Source organism: Symbiobacterium ostreiconchae (genome assembly GCF_055396975.1).
Genome location: NZ_AP042454.1, coordinates 3,545,183 through 3,562,175, shown reverse-complemented (window position 1 = coordinate 3,562,175; position 16,993 = coordinate 3,545,183). Strand labels below are relative to the sequence as shown.

General features: G+C 69.1%; 14 protein-coding genes and 1 other RNA gene. 13 read left to right on the top strand and 2 right to left on the bottom strand.

Translation table 11 applies throughout. The features are described 5' to 3' along the window. Positions 1-117: 117 nt before the first annotated feature. The 4 genes from ACZ5UM_RS17100 to ACZ5UM_RS17085 all read left to right on the top strand — a co-directional run bounded on the left by ACZ5UM_RS17100 (position 118) and on the right by ACZ5UM_RS17085 (position 5,774). Entirely contained in the window at positions 118-561 is a 444-nt protein-coding gene (locus tag ACZ5UM_RS17100) for a VOC family protein (RefSeq protein ID WP_464845742.1), read from the top strand. Between the two features lie 811 nt (positions 562-1,372). Then, the gene (locus tag ACZ5UM_RS17095; protein ID WP_464845741.1) at positions 1,373-2,638 is read left to right on the top strand and encodes a glycosyltransferase; all 1,266 of its coding nucleotides are present in this window, start codon (positions 1,373-1,375) and stop codon (positions 2,636-2,638) included. Positions 2,639-2,854: 216 nt separating this feature from the next. Then, complete coding sequence (locus ACZ5UM_RS17090; RefSeq protein ID WP_464845740.1) at positions 2,855-3,883, top strand: multicopper oxidase family protein; 1,029 nt, start codon at positions 2,855-2,857, stop codon at positions 3,881-3,883. 127 nt (positions 3,884-4,010) lie between these two features. Beyond that, positions 4,011-5,774 (top strand): WYL domain-containing transcriptional factor, encoded by a 1,764-nt coding sequence (locus tag ACZ5UM_RS17085; protein WP_464845738.1) that lies wholly within the window; start codon positions 4,011-4,013, stop codon positions 5,772-5,774. A 73-nt stretch (positions 5,775-5,847) separates the two neighbouring features. Here the strand turns inward: ACZ5UM_RS17085 and ACZ5UM_RS17080 are convergent, their stop codons facing one another. Then, positions 5,848-6,444, bottom strand: coding sequence for a DoxX family protein (locus ACZ5UM_RS17080; protein ID WP_464845736.1), 597 nt, complete (start codon positions 6,442-6,444; stop codon positions 5,848-5,850). A gap of 141 nt (positions 6,445-6,585) precedes the next feature. On the opposite strand from ACZ5UM_RS17080, the gene ACZ5UM_RS17075 reads away from it, so the two are divergent. The 7 genes from ACZ5UM_RS17075 (at position 6,586) to ACZ5UM_RS17045 (ending at position 12,274) form a co-directional block, all read left to right on the top strand. Further along, entirely contained in the window at positions 6,586-6,936 is a 351-nt protein-coding gene (locus ACZ5UM_RS17075; RefSeq protein ID WP_464845735.1) for an Hsp20/alpha crystallin family protein, read from the top strand. Positions 6,937-7,032: 96 nt separating this feature from the next. Beyond that, positions 7,033-7,228, top strand: a non-coding RNA gene (gene ssrS / locus ACZ5UM_RS17070) — 6S RNA. Between the two features lie 183 nt (positions 7,229-7,411). After that, positions 7,412-7,744, top strand: coding sequence for a thioredoxin (gene trxA, locus ACZ5UM_RS17065; protein ID WP_464845732.1), 333 nt, complete (start codon positions 7,412-7,414; stop codon positions 7,742-7,744). Positions 7,745-7,814: 70 nt separating this feature from the next. Further along, a complete protein-coding gene (ltaE, locus tag ACZ5UM_RS17060) occupies positions 7,815-8,858 on the top strand; it encodes a low-specificity L-threonine aldolase (RefSeq protein WP_464845730.1) in 1,044 nt (347 codons plus the stop codon). A 259-nt stretch (positions 8,859-9,117) separates the two neighbouring features. After that, positions 9,118-10,398 carry a THUMP domain-containing class I SAM-dependent RNA methyltransferase gene (locus tag ACZ5UM_RS17055; protein ID WP_464845728.1) on the top strand — a complete coding sequence of 427 codons (1,281 nt, stop codon included), beginning with the start codon at positions 9,118-9,120 and terminating at the stop codon, positions 10,396-10,398. Positions 10,399-10,413: 15 nt separating this feature from the next. Then, positions 10,414-11,730: a replication-associated recombination protein A gene (locus tag ACZ5UM_RS17050; protein ID WP_464845726.1), complete on the top strand. Its 1,317-nt coding sequence runs from the start codon at positions 10,414-10,416 to the stop codon at positions 11,728-11,730. Positions 11,731-11,932: 202 nt separating this feature from the next. Beyond that, positions 11,933-12,274: a nuclear transport factor 2 family protein gene (locus ACZ5UM_RS17045; RefSeq protein ID WP_464845724.1), complete on the top strand. Its 342-nt coding sequence runs from the start codon at positions 11,933-11,935 to the stop codon at positions 12,272-12,274. Positions 12,275-12,406: 132 nt separating this feature from the next. Here ACZ5UM_RS17045 and ACZ5UM_RS17040 read toward each other — a convergent pair whose 3' ends face one another. Next, the gene (locus ACZ5UM_RS17040) at positions 12,407-13,837 is read right to left on the bottom strand and encodes an acetate--CoA ligase family protein (RefSeq protein ID WP_464845723.1); all 1,431 of its coding nucleotides are present in this window, start codon (positions 13,835-13,837) and stop codon (positions 12,407-12,409) included. A gap of 311 nt (positions 13,838-14,148) precedes the next feature. Between ACZ5UM_RS17040 and ACZ5UM_RS17035 the strand changes: the two genes are divergently transcribed. Then, positions 14,149-14,520: a response regulator gene (locus tag ACZ5UM_RS17035; protein ID WP_464845721.1), complete on the top strand. Its 372-nt coding sequence runs from the start codon at positions 14,149-14,151 to the stop codon at positions 14,518-14,520. A gap of 42 nt (positions 14,521-14,562) precedes the next feature. Further along, positions 14,563-16,824 carry a response regulator gene (locus tag ACZ5UM_RS17030; protein ID WP_464848413.1) on the top strand — a complete coding sequence of 754 codons (2,262 nt, stop codon included), beginning with the start codon at positions 14,563-14,565 and terminating at the stop codon, positions 16,822-16,824. Positions 16,825-16,993: the final 169 nt, after the last annotated feature.

The following is a 16,993-nucleotide window of genomic DNA, read 5'->3' as shown; positions in this document are numbered from 1 at the left end:
CCCTGCTGCCGGCCCTGACCGGTGCTGGCGCATCGGGGTCGGGCGACGGGATCGATCCCTGCTGCGACGTCTAACCTTGTGTCCGTGGTCGGTGCGGAGTGCAAGGGAGGTGTGCCCATGGATCGCAGCATCCCGTGGAAGGGTTTCCACCACATCGCCGTCGTCACGCCGGATCTCGACGCCACGGTCCGGTTCTACGGTGAGGTGCTCGGTATGCAGGTTGGCGAGGTCCGGGTCGGCGGGGGTGTGCTGCCGCAGCGACACTGCTTCATCCGCCCCGGTGAGGACGCGGAGACCTGGGGGTTGCATTTCTTCGAGGATCCCTCTGCCCAGATTCCCCGGGTGACCCTGGAAGAACTGCAGCACGGGCGGTTCATTCCCGGTGCGCTGCAGCACATCGCGTTCTCCCTGCCGGACGCGGAGGCGGCCGTGGCCCTGCGCACCCGCCTGGAGCAGCACGGCGTGCAGGCCACCCCGACCGGATCGATCGGGCCGATTCAGAACATGCTGTTCGTCGATCCGAACGGCATCATCCTGGAGGCGACCTGGCCCCGGCTGTAGGCAGGGGCGTGGGTTCCGGCATGGATGCCGCCCCGGGGGAGAGAGGCACCCCCGGGGCGGCATCCGTTCTGTTCGTATTGCGCGTTGGTGAGGGCGCCGGCGGATACCTCTCCGGGTGGTATCTGCTCTGTTCGCACTGCGTGTTGGTGTAAACGAGGAGGCGTACCTCTCGGGGCGGCACAGCGATGGGGGCACCGGCTTGCGCAGCCAACACTGACGGCTTACAGACCGGATGCTTCGGGGCGTGGCCATCCCAGGCGGGGCTGGCCACACGGAGCACGAACAGACCGGAAGCCGCAGGGAAGACCTGCCTGCCGCGGGGGACCCACAGCGAGAGCGAACAGACCGGGTGCTTCGGGGCGTGACCATCCCGGCCGGGGCCGCCCACACGGAGCACGAACAGACCGGAAGCCGCAGGGAAGACCTGCCTGCCGCGGGGGACCCACAGCGAGAGCGAACAGACCGGATGCTTCGGGGCGTGGCCATCCCAGGCGGGGCTGCCCACACCGAGCACGAACAGACCGGAAGCTCGCAGGGAAGACCTGCCTGTCGCGCGGGGACCCACAGCGAGAGCGAACAGACCGAATGCTTCGGGGCGTGACCATCCCGGCCGGGGCTGCCCACACCGAGCATGAACAGACCGGAAGCCGCAGGGAAGAGTTGCCTGCCGCGGGGGACCCACAGCGAGAGCGAACAGACCGAATGCTTCGGGGCGTGACCATCCCAGCCGGGGCCACAATTTATGGTAAGCTATGGCTGTGCATGACTCAGATCGCGGGGCGCACGCAGCATGACCGAGGAGGACCGGCCGATGAAGTTCGCAATCCTCGCCACCGGTACCCGGGGCGATATCCAGCCCTTCGTGGCCCTGGCACAGGGTTTCTCCGCTGCCGGACACGAGGCGGTGCTGGCTGCCCCTCGCGCCTTCGAGTCCTTCGTTCGGAGTTACGGCGTTGACTTCTTCCCCATGGGCAGCGACTTCACAGCCCTACTGGAGTCGCCCGAGGGCAAGGCGGCCCTCCGGGGGAACCCGATCAAGACGATGCAGGCGGTCAGGCAGACCGTCATCCCCATGATGCGCCGCATGCTGGATGACGCCTGGGCGGCGGTGCAGGGGGCGGATGCCATCATCTACCATCCCAAGGCGCTGGCTGGCGTCCACCTGGCCGAGCGGCTGCGGGTGCCCTGCTTCATCGGGGCGCCGGTGCCGGTCGTTGTGCCCACGGCGACGTTCCCGGCACCCGCCTTCGTCAGCCGGGACCTGGGCGGCTTCCTGAACCGGCTCACCTACGCCGCCGTGCGTTCGGGCACCCGCCCGTTCCGGAAGATGATCGACGCGTGGCGCCGGGAAGTGCTGGGCCTGGGGCCGCGCCGTGAGAATGAGTTCACGCAGGGCGGCCAGCCGGTTCCGGTGCTGCACGCCTTCAGCCGCCACGTCGTGCCGCCGCCCGCCGACTGGCCGCCCGAGGCGGTCGTCACGGGCTACTGGTTCGCCAGGCGGGTTCAGGTCTGGGATCCCCCTGAGGCTCTGTCCGCCTTCCTCGAGGCCGGGCCTCCCCCGGTGTACGTCGGGTTCGGGTCGGTCGCGGGCCTGGACCGGGACGAGGGCACCCGGATGGCGCTGGAGGCCCTCAGCCAGGCTGGCGTGCGGGGCATCCTCGCCACGGGAAGCGGCGACGGGCCGAGACTCCTCTCCCCGGACGTCCTCGCCATCCCCGAGGCGCCCCACGACTGGCTCTTCCCGCGGGTAGCCGCGGTGGTCCACCACGGCGGTGCAGGCACGGTCGCGGCCGGTCTGGCCGCGGGCAAGCCGACCCTGGTCTGTCCGGCCACCACGGACCAGCCGTTCTGGGGCCGGGTGGTGCATCAACTGGGCGTCGGCCCCGCGCCGATTCCCCGCAGGCGGCTTACGGCGGAGCGGCTGGCGGCGGCGATTCAGGCGCTGATTGCGGACACCGGGATGCAGCGCAGGGCTGCGGCCCTGGGGGAAGCCATCCGGGCGGAGGACGGGGTCGGCCGGGCCGTTGAGGAGATCCTGCGGCGCATGGCGACCTCGGGTGCGGGCGCGCACCCGTGAGGCCGCGGCGCGGCGTACAGGGGCTCGGCTGCGGGCCGATCGGGCGGATCCCGGAGTGGGCGCGACCGCCCGCATAGGATCCGCGACCGACGAATAGGTTGTTCGTCCGGAATTTCGGCATGAAAAATAACTGTATCTTTAGTAACCGCGCCTCATGCGGTATACGTCTGCGGCCCCCCATACTGGAGACAAACAGGATAGGGGGTCGTTCGCATCATGGCAGTTGAGACGCGCCGCGACTTCATCAAGGCCGCAGGCCTGGTCACGGGCGGCCTGATGGTTCTCGGGCTCGCTGGATGCGCCAGCGGCAGCAGCGAACACGGCAACGATCACGGCAGCTCCTCCCAGACCCCATCGACCACCGACGACGGGCGCATGGACTGGCAGGAGATGGACCGCCACCACAAGGAGGGCATCGAGGCCTTCCCGGCGGCGACGGAGGGCAAGGGGAACCAGCTTCTGCCGTACACCATGGACGGCGACGTGAAGGTCTTCGCGCTCACCTGCACCGAACTCGAGTGGGAGACCCAGCCCGGCAAGAAGGTTCGCGCCATGGCCTACAACGGGATGGTGCCGGGGCCTGTCATCCGGGTGACCGAGGGCGACAAGGTGCGGATTCATGTCAAGAACGAGATGAAGGAGTCCACCGCCGTGCACTGGCACGGCCTGCGGGTGCCCAACCACATGGACGGCGTGCCGTTCATCACGCAGAACCCGATTCCTCCCGGCGGCACCTTTACCTACGAGTTCGTCGCCAAGCCCGCCGGCACCCACATGTACCACTCGCACCACAACTCGACGGAGCAGGTCGGGCTCGGTCTGCTCGGCGCGTTCATCGTCGATCCGAAGGATCCTGGCGTCGAGCCGGCCTACGACCGGGACTACCTGGTCGTGCTCAACGACGGCACCCACGGCTACACTATCAACGGCAAGAGCTTCCCCGCAACGGAGCCGTTCGTGGCGAAGAAGGGCGAGCGGGTGCGCTTCCGGTTCATGAACCAGGGCGTGATGTACCATCCGATGCACCTGCACGGCTTCGCCATGGAGGTCTTTGCCCGGGATGGCTACCTCCTGCCCCAGCCGTACCTGTGCGACACCGTCACGGTCGGCCCGGGCGAGCGGCTGGACGCGATCGTCGTGGCCGACGAGCCCGGCGTGTGGGCCTTCCACTGCCACATCCTGTCTCACGCCGAGGGCCGGATGGGCATGTACGGCATGGTCACCGCCCTGATCGTGGAGGAATAGTGCGGGGCATGACGCCGGCCGCCTGAGCGCCAGATGGGCTCGGGCGGCCGGCTCGCGTTGTCTGATCCGCCCCCGGCCGCAGGAGAAATACCGGATTCGTCGAAATCAGCAGGGCGGGTGATCCGCCATGCCCATGCTGCACCGCATCCAATGGGTTGACGCCCAGATCCGGGCGGGCCGCTGTCCCAACGCCCGCGCGCTGGCCGCCGCTTTCGAGATCTCGCACCGGCAGGCCCTGCGGGACCTGGCGTACATGCGGGACTCGCTGGGTGCGCCGCTGGTCTACTCGGCTCGGCACCGGGGGTTCACCTACAGCGAGCCGGGGTTCGTGCTGCCCGGCCCGTACGTGACCCCGACCCAGCGGGCGGCCCTGGGTCACCTGGCCGACTACTATGCCCAGGTTGCTGAGCGGGACGCGGCTGCCGGCCCGGTCTATGCCGACCTTGCCGGCCTGTTCCGGCGCCTGGCCGGGCGGGGGACCCAGGCCGCCCGTGCTCTGCCGGGTGCGGACCGCCCCCTGCCCCTGGTGCCCTACCGGTCCTGCCTGCGGGGCCCCGCAGGAGTGGGGCGGCGTCTTCCCGACCCGCTCAGGCCTTTCTTCCGCGGCTGGGCGGAGGATGGACAGGCCATCTTTGAGTTCCACGACCCCGAGGCGTTCCTGCGCGCCCTCTGGGAAGCGCCGGACTGGCGCGTAGCGTCGCCGCGCTGGCTGCGGGAGCGCCTGCTCGGGCGGGCAGAGAGAATCGTGAGTTCGAACGCCGGTATGACACGCGATGTCACACCGCCTCCGGTACGCTCGACCCAGGCGCCCGGAATCGTGAGTTCGAACGCCGGTATGACACGCGATGTCACACCGCCTCCGGTACGCTCGACCCAGGCGCCCGGGCCGGACCCGGGCAGCACATCGGAAAGGGGTACGAAGATGGAGAGGAAGCGCAGAGCCATCGACGCCCGGTTTGTGGAGGGATGGATGAGCTACGTCGGGGCGGTGCAGGGGGTCCTGGACGCCGCGGGCATGGGACCGTGGGAGTACTGGCGGCTGATGGGCGGCACCGGCATGGCGTTCCACCTGGTGATGCACGAGACCTGCTGCATCAGCTCGGTGACGATGTACGACTGGAGGTACACCCACCTGGCGGCGCTCGACCAGATCGGCGTCCTCTCGGAGGTCCATCAGGCGCTGCCCGGATCGCCCACCTACGACGCGGCCTGCCGCCGGGCCGTGGTGCGGATCAAGCAGTCGATCGACGAGGGCATCGGCGTGGTGCTCTGGGGCGTGGACACCGGCGAGTTCGGAGTGGTGTACGGCTACGACGACGAGGATGGCGTGCTGCTTACCAGCGGCTGCTACGGCCCCAAGGGGAACCCGATCCTGTACGAGAACGTGGGCCGCTCGTTCCCCGGGGCGCCGATCCTGCACTGCCAGGTCATCCTGGAGCGGGTGCCCGTCGACGAACGGCAGACCGCCCGCAGCAGCCTCCAGTACTACGTGGATCTGATGACGCGGACGAGCCCCATTGCCCCCGGCTACCGGACCGGCCTCGGGGCCTACGACAACTGGATCCAGGGGCTGCAGACCGAGGGGTTCAGCCAGGAGGGCTGCCGTTACGCCACGTTCGTCTACGCCGAAGCCCGTCAGTGCGCGGCCCGGTACGTCGAGCATCTCGCCGAGGCAGACAGCGCCCTGGCCCCGGCGGCGGCGGCCTTCCGGCGCACGGCGGGGATCTACGGGCGCATGATGGAGGTGCTGGGGCAGGATCTGGGTGACCCCTCTACCCTGAACACGCCGGTGAGCGCCGAGCAGGCCGCCGCGCTGGTCCCGCTGCTGCGGCAGGCAAAGGAGAGCGAGGCGGAGACGGTGGCGCTGGTGCAGCATTACCTGAGCAGGTGAGCGCAAAGGCATGGGAGAGCCCTCCGGGATGACCGGAGGGCTCTCGCGGGATGCCCGGCAGGGCAGCCATCCATCACACCTGCGGCCGCTCGCCCGGTCTGGGCACCGGTTGCGGCTCGTACCGCTCCGGCGCCGCCGGAGCCCGGTCCCACGGAGTGCCCAGGGCGGGCAGCAGCCAGCGGTCCACGCCCCAGTAGCCGGCAACCTTCCAGGCCATGAGCAGCAGGATGGCCAGCGTGAAGAGCACCGGGTTCGTGCTGGCGGTTCCGGCCAGCATGAAGTTGAAGTTCATGAACGCCCCGGCGAAGGCGGCGAATCCCGTGAGCAGCCCGAGGATCAGGGCCACGCCCACGAGCACCTCGCCCACCGCGATCAGCTTGCCGAACCAGGTGTAGTGGCCGCCCTCCAGCAGGGCGGTGAGAAACTCCCGGTACCACCCGTAGGTGATGGCCGGCTTGGCCGGCGGCTCGGGAACGGCGACCGCCCGGGTCCAGAATCCCTTGAGCGCCGTGCCCCCGTTCATCCAGGCCGGGTCCGTCACCTTGTGCCAGCCCGCCTGGAGCCACTGCCAACCCAGGTAGAGCCGGGCCAGCAGCCAGATCCAGGCCGACGCCGTGCTGTCGAACAGGAAACGGGCAAAGGGAGGATCCTGAATCGTCCGCGTCGGCATATAAACCCTCCTTGGAACGAAATTCACCTTTCTCAAAATAGAAGTAGACAAAGATCAGTTCTTTGTACGTGTGGCGAGTTCCTGCTGTCGGCGTTCAGGCGCCGTCCTCTCGCATAGGATGGACCAGTGGAGGGGAATGGCATGTACCGGTCAGTGCTGGACCTCATGCTGCGCCGGCCGTGGCCTGCGGAGGAAGACTGGCCCCGGCCCACGCCGCAGTGGGAGGAAGATGCGCACGCGATCACGCTGCGCTTCCGCACCACGGGCCTCGACCCCCGGTCCATCCGGGTGCAGGTCGCGCCCACCGCGGTCTCCGTCGCCGGACACCGGATCCACACCGAGCGGGTGGAGGCGGAGGGGTACTTCCGGGCCAGCTCGTCGCTGCGCGCGGTGCACCGCACCTTCCCGCTTCCCTGCGTGGTCGTGCCCGGCGCCGCGTCGATGCGCTGGCGGGCGCAGGATGAACTGGAGGTGCGGCTGCTGAAAGCGTGAACCCCGGCCAATCGCCGGGGTTTTCCGTTGTCAAGACTTGTGTTGGGGGTCTTGCAGGGGTATCATGAGAATCGGAGAGAGCACACATGCTAAGGGCGCTCCCGACCATGTGCGTGATCGCCGGTACGAAATGACCTAACACATTCAAGAAAGGGAGCCTTTATTCCGGTGTGGCCTGAACGCCCCCCCGGCCTGGTCCGTGGTCAGGGGACTCAGAAAGCATCGGAGCGGGCACCCACCTGCGGGGAGCAGGTTCATTGTTCTACCGGTCACACGGCATGGTGGGGTATGCTGACCATGGGGCGGCGTTCCGATCGGAACGTCGCCCTTTTTGGCGCGCCTGGCCGCGCGGCGCCGACAGCGTGCGGCCGCTCCGGTCCGGATGGGTGAAGTAAGGCCGCCTTTACATCTTACTTCGCTATTGGTTAGAATAGGGACTGTCAGTTGGGTGCATACGTAAAGGAGGATGCAGAAATTGGCCAGCGACAAGGTCGTGACGCTGTCTGGCAGCAACTGGTCTGCGGAGGTGGAGCAGTCTTCGCTGCCGGTTCTGGTGGATTTCTGGGCTGTCTGGTGCGGCCCGTGTCGCATGATCGCGCCTGTGGTCGAGGAGATCGCGGCAGACTATGAAGGCCGGCTGAAGGTCGGGAAGCTGAACGTCGACGAGAACAACGAGCTGGCCGCCCGGTACGGCGTCATGTCGATCCCGACGCTGATCCTGTTCAAGAACGGGCAGCCGGTGGAGCGCATCGTCGGGTTCCAGCCCAAGAAGGAGCTGGCCGCCAAGATCGACCGGGCCCTGGGCTAGGCCTCGAAGACATAGCGGGCGACCCTCGGCGGGTCGCTCGTTTTGCACTGGAAGGGATGGAGCGAGGATCATGCAGTACCTGGACTTTCGCAGCGACACGGTGACGAAGCCGACGCCGGAGATGCGCCGGGCCATGTACGAAGCGGAGGTGGGCGATGACGTCTACCGCGAAGACCCCACGGTCAACCGGCTGGAGGCGCGGGCGGCCGAGATCCTGTGCAAGGAGGCCGCGCTGTTCGTCCCCACCGGCACCATGGGCAACCAGGTCGCGGTGCTCACCCACACCCGGCGGGGGGAGGAGGTCATCGTCGAGGCCGAGAGCCACGTCTTCATGTATGAGGTCGGCGGCATCGCCGCCCTCTCCGCCTGCCAGGTGCGGACTGTGCCCGGCGTGCGCGGGGCCATGGATCCCGCCGCGGTGGAGGCCGCGATCCGGGCCGACAATGTGCACTTCCCCCGCACGGGGCTGGTCTGCGTCGAGAACACCCACAACCGCTCCGGCGGCTGTGTGCTCCCGCCCGAGAATGTGGCCGCGGTGGCCGAGGTCGCGCACCGGCACGGCATCCCCGTGCACATGGACGGCGCCCGCATCTTCAACGCGGCCGTGGCCCTGGGCCGCCCTGCGGCCGAACTGGTCGCCCCGGTTGACTCGGTGATGTTCTGCCTCTCCAAGGGGCTTGCCGCCCCCGTGGGCTCGCTGCTGGTGGGGTCCCGCGACTTCATCGCGGAGGCCCGCCGGTACCGGAAGCTGCTGGGCGGCGGCATGCGCCAGGCCGGCGTGCTGGCGGCCGCCGGGCTCGTGGCGCTGGAGATGATGGTCGACCGGCTGGCCGAGGACCACGCCAACGCCCGCCGGCTGGCGGAGGGGATCGCGGCGATCCCGGGGCTGAAGGTGGACATGGAGACCGTCCAGACCAACATGGTGATGGTGGACATCGCCGACGGGCGCTGGACCGCGGCCGCCCTCGTGCAGGCGCTGAAGCAAGAAGGGGTCCTCTGCAACGACACCGGCCCCCGCCGCATCCGGATGGTGACGCACAAGGACATCACGGCGGCCGACGTGGAGCTGGCCCTGGACGCCATCGCCCGCACGGTCAAGGCGGGGCCGCAGTAGCCCTGACCCGCACCCGTAGGGCGAAGGCGGGGCTGCAGTAGCCCTGACCCGCACCCGTAGGGCGAAGGTGGGGCTGCAGTAGCCCTGACCCGCACCCGTAGGGCGAAGGTGGGGCTGCAGTAGCCCTGACCCGCACCCGTACGGCGAAGGTGGGGCCGCAGCAGCCCCCACCCGGGCCGTACGGTGAAGGCGGAGTCGCAGTAGCCCCGGCCGGCGCCCGCAGCATGGCGGAGGCGCATTCGCAGAAAGGAGCGCACGCATGTCCGACACGCAGCAGCCGGCCGCATCGCCGGCCATTGATGGGAAACTCAGGCTCATCGCCACCGCCCCGATGGGCCTCGAGGCGGTGGTCGCCCGCGAGCTGAAAGGCCTGGGCTACGACCAGCAGACGGTGGAGAACGGGCGGATCCGGTTTCTCGGTGACGAGCGGGCGATCTGCCGGGCCAACCTCTGGCTGCGCACCGCCGACCGGGTGCTGGTGGAGATGGGCTCGTTCCCGGCCACGACGTTCGAGGAGCTGTTCCAGGGCGTACGGGCGATCCCGTGGGAGGAGTGGATCCCTGCTGACGGCCGCTTCATCGTGAACGGCCGCTCGCACCAGTCGCAGCTCTCCAGCGTGCCCGCCTGCCAGAAGGTGGCCGAGAAGGCGGTGGTGGAGCGGCTCCGGCAGCGGTATCCCCTGGAGTGGTTCCCCAAGAGCGGGGCACGGTACAGCATCGATGTCTCGCTGGTCAAGAACGTGGCGACCATCACCCTCGACACCACCGGGCCGGGGCTGCACAAGCGGGGCTACCGGAAGCTGGTGACCGAGGCGCCGATCAAGGAGACGCTGGCGGCGGCCATGGTGCTGCTCTCCCGGTGGCATCCGGACCGGCCGCTCCTGGACCCCTGCTGCGGCTCGGGCACCATCCCCATCGAGGCCGCGCTGATCGGCCACAACCTGGCCCCCGGCCTGCACCGGTCGTTTGACGCGGAGGCCTGGGGGTGCATCCCGGCGCGGCTGTGGGAGGAGGCCCGGGAGGAGGGGTTCGACCTGGCCGACCTCGACCGGAAGCTGGACATCCGCGGCTCCGACATCGACGCAGCGGCCCTGGAGCTGGCACAGCACCACCTGCGGGCGGCGGGCCTCTCCCGGTCGGTGCGGCTGGCGCAGAAGCCCCTGCAGGAGATCGGGCGGGATGCCGCGTACGGCTACCTGATCACCAACCCGCCCTACGGAGAGCGGATGGGGGAGCGGGAAGCGGTGGAGGCGCTTTACCGGGACATCGGCCGCCTGGCTCGCCGGCTGCAGGACTGGACGGTGTTCGTGATCACGGCGCACAAGGGGTTCGAGCGGCACTTCGGCCGCCGGGCCGACCGGAAGCGCAAGCTGTACAACGGCCGCATCGAGTGCGACCTGTACCAGTACGAAGGGCCGTATCACGGCCGTCCGGCCCCGGGGACGGGGGGAGACGGCCCTGCCTCCGGAGAGGCCGATGGCCGGCCTGGCCCCGGGGCTGGCCGTGCGCGCCCGTCTCCCGGCAGCGGACAGGATCGCTGAACAGGAGGTGGTCCCGTGGACCTGTTCTCGTGGGCCGCGGCGCAGCAGGCGGCGCAGAGTGCGCCGCTGGCCGCCCGCATGCGCCCGCAGACCCTGGATGAGTTCGTGGGCCAGGAGCACCTGGTGGGTCCCGGCCGCTTTCTGCGCCGGGCCCTGGAGGCGGGCTACCTGCCCTCCTGCATCCTGTACGGCCCGCCGGGGACCGGCAAGACCACCCTCGCGCGGCTGGCGGCGGGCTGCGTGAAGGCCCACTTTGAGCAGCTGAACGCCGTGACCTCGGGTGTGCAGGACATCCGGCGCATCGTCGACGAGGCCCGGGCCCGCATGGGGCAGCACGGCCAGAAGACCGTGGTCTTCATCGACGAGATCCACCGCTGGCGCAAGGACCAGCAGGACGCCCTGCTCCCCCACGTGGAGGAGGGGCTGATCACGCTGGTGGGGGCGACGACCCAGAACCCGCTGGTCTCGGTGAACGCGCCGCTGGTGAGCCGTACGCGCATCTTCGAGCTGAAGCCGCTCCGGGACGAACACGTCGCCCACCTGCTGGACCGGGCCTTGCGCACGCCGGGGCGTGGTCTGGGCAACTACAACGCCGCGGTGACGCCCGAGGCGATGGAGCACCTGGTGCGCACCGCGGGCGGAGACGCCCGCATGGCGCTGAACGCTCTGGAGCTGGCGGTGCTGCTCACCCCGCCGGACGCGGACGGGCGCCGGGTGGTGACGCTGGAGACGGCCGAGGAGGCCCTCCTGAAGCGGGCGGTGGTCTACGACCACGACGGGGACGAGCACTACCACGTGGCCTCGGCGCTGATCAAGTCCATCCGGGGCTCCGATCCTGACGCCGCGCTGTACTGGCTGGCACGCATGCTATACGCCGGCGAGGATCCCCGGTTCATCGCCCGGCGGCTGGTCATCTCGGCCGCAGAGGACATCGGCCTTGCCGACCCCCAGGCCCTGGTCATCGCCCAGGCGGCGGCGGAGGCGGTCTCGTTCATCGGTATGCCGGAGGGGCGCATCCCCCTGGCCGAGGCGGTGGTGTACCTGGCCTGCGCGCCCAAGTCCAACAGCGCCTACCTGGCCATCGACCGGGCGCTGGGCGTGGTGGAACGGGAGAAGACGCCGCCGGTGCCCAACCACCTGAAGGACACCGGGTACGGCTCGGGCGAGCGGCTGGGCTACGGGAAGGGATACCAGTACCCCCACGACTTCCCCGGCGCCTGGGTGGAGCAGCGCTATCTGCCCGAAGGGGTGGACGGGCCCTTCTGGGAGCCGAAGCCCTACGGCCGGGAGGGGGAGATTGCCCGCCTGCTGCGGGAACGGCGGGGGCGCTGAGCCTTCCCTGTTCCGGCCGCCGGCGACCGGCCGCCTGCTGTGCGGGGACGGGGCGCTGAGCCTTCCCTGCAGCCGCGGGTGTCGGGGGCCCGGGAGATGGCACCGGGTTAGCACCAACGGCGGATATGGCTGTGCGGCCATTTGTGATAGGCTGAAAACAGGTACAACCGCCGGCGACCGCCCGCGAAAGGAGGACTCGCCCGTGTCACAGAGCGTCATGACGGACCGTGTGCGCCTCGAGGAGGCCGTGACCCGGTTCTTCCACATGTGCAACTCCCACTGCCCGGGGAATGTGGCCCCGCTGCTGACGGCCGACGTGGAGCTGATCGACCAGAGTGAGGCCCGGGGCCAGGAGGACGTGCACACCTACCTCGTGTGGCTGTGGCAGGCGTATCCGGACCTGACCTTCCGGGTGGAGCACCTGCTGGTCGACGGAAACATGGCCGCGGCCGAGGTGACGGCCGAGGCGCAGGGCGAGCGCCGGTCCCGGTGCGTGGTCTTCCATTTCCGGGACGGGCTGATCCGCCGGATGAGGTGGTATTAGGCGAAACGAGAAGCCCCCGCTGCACGCACGCAGCGGGGGTTCTTGATTTCAGCGGCTCCTGCGGCGGGGTGTGCACCCGGGCCATGCAGCCCGTGCCGCCGTCGCGCAGCGGGGACTCTTCACGTCTACAGCTCAGCGCATGAGCGCGTGCGCCAGTCGCTGTCTCGCCATGGCGTAGCGCAGCATCGCCGCCAGGGCGGCGCCCACCTCCTCCGGGGACGAGAATGTCATCATGCCGCCCTCCTCCAGCAGCCGGCGGGCGGGCAGCACCTCGCTCCCGCCCAGGAGGACCGGGAAGAGCGGTTTGGCCAGGCTGTTCCGCCGGATCCCGGGGAGCAGGCGCAGGAGGTCCCTTGCCATCTCCTCGGCGGTGTTGAACGGCGTGGGTACAAAGAGCTGCACCACCGCATCCACGCCGGGATCCCGAAGCAGGGCCGCCACGGCCTGGGCCGTCTGGCGGGGCCCGACGCCGGCGCTGGAGTCCACGTAGCCGTCGGGATCGCCGATCACGGCAAACGGCGGCAGCAGCTTCCTGAGGGTGGCGGTGGTCGCGGGGCTGAGGCGGGCGAGGGTGACGCCGCGGGCCGCGAGGGTATCGAGGGCGTACACGCCGCTGCCGCCCGAGTTGGTCAGTACCGCCACCCGGGTGCCCAGCGGCAGGGGGAGGCGGTCGAAGGTCGCGAGGGTGGCGACGAACTCGTCCACCCGCCGGACCGGCAGCAGCCCGTACTGGCGGGCCACGTCGTCGTCGAAGGGCGTGTCGTCGCTGACGGCGCCGGTGTGGCGGAAGGCTGCCCGGTCGCCCACGGGGGTGCGGCCGGACTTCAGCACCACCACCGGCTTCCGGAACGCGGCGCGCCGGGCGGCCTCCAACAGCGGCTTCGGGTCGGAGACCGCCTCCAGGTAGAGGCCGATGGTGCGGGTGGAGGGATCGCGCCCCAGGTAGTCCATGAGCTCGGCCAGGGAGAGGTCGGCCATGTTGCCGACGGAGACGAACTTGTTGAGCCCGACGGGATGGGGCAGCGCCTGGCACTCCCGCGTCACCCAGGCGATCATGGAGCCCGACTGGGAAAGCAGGGAGATGCCGCTGGCCTCCCGGTGGTGGCCGATGAGGAAGGTGGTGTCCAGCCGGTTGCGGGCGTCGACCACGCCGAGGCAGTTGGGGCCCAGCAGGCGCACGCCTGCGGCCCGGCAGGCGGCTGCCAGCCGCTCCTGCATCCTGCGCCCTTCCTCCGTGGCGGACTCCGCGTAGCCGCCGGCGAGGCTCACCACCACGGCCAAATCGCCCCGGGCCCGCTTCCGGCGGACGATGGCATCGGCGATCGCCGGGGTGGCGGCTGCGGGGAGGGCGAGGATCAGCATCTCCACCGTCGTCGGCACCTGTTCGAGATCGGGGTAGGCGGGGATGCCGAGGATGGACTGCGCAAACGGGTGGACCAGCGCGATCTGGCCCGGGTACCCCGCGGCCAGCAGGTTCCGCAGCACCTGGTGACCAGGCTTGGTTGGGTGCCGCGATGCGCCCGCCACGGCGATCCCGCGCGGGCGGAACAGGGACTCGATCACAGTGCTGCCCTCCTCTCGCTGTTCCAGCGCAGAACGGTCAGACGACGCGCAGTCTTGTAAGGGTTATGTAATCAGGGTACTACCGAGTACCGGGTCGGCATATCCTCCTGAAGCGCCATATTTGGTTAGTCCCGTTGGCGAACGGCGCGGCATATGTTACACTATTCACATGTCGTTTCGGGCGATTCGCGGCGCTCTGGCGCGATCCAGTGAGCGGATTGCGTCTCCCCTACTTTGGAGACAGTAGACACAAGTAATGCCTGGGCCTACAATATGAGAAGGGATATTCGATAGGCGAAAGGAGGGGGCGAATGGCACTTCGGATCCTGCTGATTGAGGATGATCCCGACATTCAGCGCATGGTGCAGCTCTCCCTGAGGTTCCAGGGTGGGCACGAGGTCAGCGTCGCCTCCGGGGGGCAGGAAGGTATTGCGAAGGCGGAGCAGGAGAAGCCGGATCTGATCCTGCTGGACGTGATGATGCCGGAGATGGACGGGTACGAGACCTGTCGCCGGCTGAAGGCCAACCCCGCCACTGCCTCCATCCCGATCGTCTTCCTGAGCGCACGGGCGCAGCAGTCGGAGATTCAGAAGGGCCGTGAACTGGGCGCCATCGGCTATCTGGTGAAACCCTTTGATCCGATGACCCTCTCGGACCAGCTGCAGGAGATGCTCCGGTCCTAGTTTCGCCGTCGGCCGGCCGAAAGGAAGCGGTACAGCTTGGACGTGACCCATATTCTGCGGGAAGTGTACTGGCAGAGCCTGGATGGCATCGTCGTGGCGGACAAGGACACGGTGATTCTCGACGTCAACCCCGCCTACGAGGCGCTGACCGGCTACAGCCGCGACGAACTCATCGGTCAGAAAACGAATATCGTGCGCTCGAGCCTGACCCCGCCCGAGGTCTTCCGCGACATGTGGACGCAGTTGGGGAAGCAGGGCAAGTGGGTCGGCGAGGTGATCAACCGGCACAAGAACGGCAACCTCTGGTACTCCTTCCTGTCCATCACCCGCATCGTGGACGAAGGAGGATCGGTGGTTGCCTACGTCGGTATTGCCCGGGACATCACGCAGCGCAAGACCCTGGAGCAGCAGCTCCGGCAGAACCTGGCCGAGATCCAGTCCGCGCGGGAGCTGGCCCAGGCGCAGGCCAACCGGCTCAGGGCCCTGCTGGACTCGGTGGGCGAGTCCATCATCATGTTCGACAACCTCGGCATCTGCGTGGTGGCGAACCACCAGGCCGGCGGCATGCTGGGGCTGCCCGCGGAGCAGATTCTGGGAAAGTCGGTGCACGAACTGCACGCGCTGGCGCTGCAGACTCTGGGCGCCAGCGCATTCCAGTGGCAGCCGGGCCCCGACGGGGGCCCGCCGATTGAGCTGGAGACGAACGTGATCGAGACCCGGGAGCAGCGGCCGCGCGTCTTCCACGAGTTCGCCGCCCCGGTGACCGATCCTGACGGGCGCGTCATCGGCCGGATCTACGTCTACCGGGACATCACCAAGGAGACGGAGCTCGACCGCATGAAGACGGAGTTTATCGCCACCGTCTCCCACGAGCTGCGGACGCCGATGACGGCCATCAAGGGTTCGCTGGGGCTGGTGCTGGGCGGGGCGGCGGGCGAGCTGCCGCAGGAGGCCCGGGAGCTCCTGACGATCGCCCGCAACAACACCGACCGGCTGATCCGGCTGATCAACGACATCTTGGACATCTCCCGCATCGAGGCCGGAAAGATGGAGATCCGGCGGGCGCCGCTCAGCCCCGCCGAGGCGGTGAGCCGGGCCGTGCAGGAGATGAACGCGTTCGCCCGGCAGCGCAGCATCACGCTCAGGACCGAGCTGCCGGAAGGCCTGCCGAAGGTGATGGCTGACGCCGACCGGCTGCACCAGGTTCTCGACAACCTGCTCTCCAACGCGATCAAGTTCTCGCCGCAGGGGAGCGAGGTCCTCATCCGGGCCGCCAGAGCCGGTGATGTGGTCCGGTTCGACGTCATCGACCGCGGCCCGGGCATCCCGCCCGATCAGAAGGAAGCGATCTTCGAACGCTTCTACCGGGTGGACAACGCTGCTTCCCGCAAGACGGGGGGCACCGGCCTCGGGCTCACCATCTGCCGGGCCATCGTGGAGGAGCACGGCGGGGAGATCTGGGTGGAGTCCACGTTGGGCGAGGGCTCCACGTTCTCGTTCACGCTGCCGGTGGAGCCGGCCGAGCCTGGCCCGTCCGTGCCCGTTCACGTCAGCCGCCGGACGGTGCTGGTGGTTGACGACGATCCGGACATCGTGCGGCTCGTCATGCTCTCCCTGGAGCGGGAGGGGTTCCACGCCGTGGGGGCGACCTCGGGCGAGCAGGCGCTGGAGATCGCCCGCACCCGGCACGTCGACGTCATCACCCTCGACCTGATGATGCCGGGCGCCGACGGGTCCCACGTCCTGCAGCAGCTCAAACGGGACCCGGCCACCCGTGACATCCCGGTGGTGGTGGTTTCGGCCTACGCCGGCGGCAAGGAACCGGAGCTGGTGGCCACCGGCGTCTCGGGCATCGTGTCCAAGCCCATCGACGAGAACGAGCTGCTGAGCGCGATCCGCACCGTCCTGGGCGGCTGGCGCGGCGAGCGGCCGCAACCTTCCATCCTGGTGGTCGACGACGACCCGGACGTGCGGCGCATCGTGACCGTGATGCTGGAGCAGGCCGGGTACGCGGTGCGCTCGGCCCACGACGGGCAGGAGGCCTTCCGCATGATCATGGCCGAGCGGCCCGACCTGCTGATCCTCGACCTGATGATGCCGAACCTCGACGGGTTCCAGCTGGTGCGGCTTCTCCGTCAGCGGCGCTGGACCCAGCAGATCCCGCTGCTGGTACTCACCGCCCTGGACCTCACGGAAGGGGAGAAGACCCTGCTGCAGCTGGGGCCGACCCGGCACCTGACCAAGGGGAAGCTGATTCAGGAAGAAATCGTCGCGCGGGTGCGGGAACTGCTGAGCTCGCACTGAGCGAGCCGCCTGCGCAGGGGCTGCGGGGCCCGTGGGGAATGGGGCGGCCGTGCGTATCGAGGCTGCCGGACTGAATGAGGTTGCCATGTTGAACGAAGCTGCCGTGCGGAATAGGGCCGCTGGCTGACCGAGGCGGCCCTAGTGAAAGCGGCCGTCCTGCGCAACGAGG